General features: G+C 28.2%; 1 protein-coding gene. It reads left to right on the forward strand.

From position 1 onward, the window contains the following. Positions 1 to 85: 85 nt before the first annotated feature. Entirely contained in the window at positions 86 to 625 is a 540-nt protein-coding gene (locus tag GQS57_RS18225; RefSeq protein WP_165734401.1) for a hypothetical protein, read from the forward strand. Positions 626 to 1376: the final 751 nt, after the last annotated feature.

Consider the following 1376-nt stretch of genomic DNA (forward strand, 5'->3'; position numbering starts at 1 on the left):
TTTCGCCGTTCGTGTTTTATTTACTAAATTCACTGCTTAAACAACGCAACAAAGCTTATACAACAACGTTGGCAACAAGCAAAAAATGAAGTTACAATTAATAATTATAGTTCTGATTTTAAGTTTATCATCTTGTAAAGAAAATACGGAAAGAAAAACGGAACGCACAATAGAACATACAAATACTTACCTAACAAACTATATTGACTCATTGAAAGTTGAACATTCTCTCAATGAAAACCCTATGATTCTCTTTGACGGAGTACAAATTGAATATGAAAATATGTCAAATGGTTGGTTTTCTATAGAAAAAAATGAAATATATAATATAGAATTTATCCAAAGTGGAAAAACGAAAATATATGGAAGTAAAGATAAATTTGGAGTCGTATTATTAACTACTAGAGAATCCCAACTGAAAAAATTAGATATATCATCAATACACGAAATTAAACGAATTTACTTTTTGGATGATAAAATAGTAAGTAAAGAATTTATTAAAAACTTTGACAGAAATAAAATTCAAGGTGTGAAAATAATTACAGACCAAAATAAAATTTCCGAGTATTCTAAAGAAGAATTTGTTGAATTAGTTAAAATATCAACAAAAAAAAGACTGAAATAATAAAAAGCCAGTTGCCAACACCGTGTATAATTAATTGCTGGTTTTAGCTCACTTGGGAAATTCCTCCGGAATTTCGCCGTTCGTATTTTATTTAGTAAATTCACTGCTTAAACAACGCAACTAATCATACACAACAACGTTGCCAAAAATTGTTCAGATCACTCAAACTTCTGAAAAAATAAACAAATAAAACTCTTGAATTTTAAAAGTTTAACACTCTCTGAAGATTGGAAAATTCTGAAAGAATTTTGTTCGTTTTTTATAGAATTTAAAAAGTTCAAGAAAATGAGAATATAAAAACTGAACTTTGCGGAATTGAGTAAAATACAGAACAAAAACTGTGCGGAATTTTCTCTAAAACATAATTTAGAAAGGCTGAGAATTTTCTGAAAATTAAATAAAGTAAAAATTGTTGTCGGAATTAAGCACGTGAGAAAACACTCAAACGCTGAAAAACCAAAATAGCGGAATTAAGCAAAATGTGGAGTAAAAACTGTGCGAAATTATCTTAAAGTGAAAATTTAGAAAGGCTGAGAATTTATTGAAAATCAAAAAAATATAAAATGTTGCGGAATTTTCACTCGAACGCTGAATTTAGAAAATAATAAGTAAGATTGGAAAAATAAAAAAACAACTTTAGGCAACACCGTGTATAAAAAATTGCTTATTTTTAGCTTAACCGAAGGCAGTTGCATTTTTACTCACTTCAATTTTCCTGCGGAAAATAGCCGTTCATAAAAATCGCAACTTT

The organism is Polaribacter sp. 20A6 (assembly GCF_011378915.1).
Lineage (GTDB): Bacteria > Bacteroidota > Bacteroidia > Flavobacteriales > Flavobacteriaceae > Polaribacter > Polaribacter sejongensis.

Bases quoted from the DNA above. Each gene is read 5' to 3' on its own strand.
- GQS57_RS18225 (WP_165734401.1), top strand. From the start codon at position 86: ATGAAGTTACAATTAATAATTATAGTTCTGATTTTAAGTTTATCATCT.